Source organism: Commensalibacter papalotli (ex Botero et al. 2024) (assembly GCF_947179115.1).
Classification (GTDB): Bacteria; Pseudomonadota; Alphaproteobacteria; order Acetobacterales; family Acetobacteraceae; genus Commensalibacter; species Commensalibacter papalotli.
In genome coordinates, this window is the sequence record NZ_CAMXCI010000027.1 from 1 (window position 1) to 233 (window position 233).

General features: G+C 50.6%; 1 protein-coding gene. It reads left to right on the forward strand.

What is annotated here, in order from left to right; all coding sequences use genetic code 11:
• Positions 1 to 233, forward strand: a 233-nt coding sequence (locus QMN76_RS10920; RefSeq protein ID WP_282066054.1) for a terminase gpA endonuclease subunit, incomplete at both ends; no start/stop codon positions are given.

The window sequence follows — 233 nt, forward strand, 5'->3', positions numbered from 1 at the left end:
TCCGATTGAGTTACAAACTTTTGTAAATACGACCCTTGGGGAAACCTTTGAAGATCGTGGTGAGGGCGCATTATCTGAATTAACCTTGGCAAGACGTGCGGAACTCTGGGCAGGTGAGGTTCCTGATGGGGTGGTGTTATTAACAGCGGCAGGCGATACCCAAGATGATCGTGTTGAGCTGGAAATTGTCGGGTGGGGACGCAATGAAGAACGCTGGTCCATTGCGCATGTGG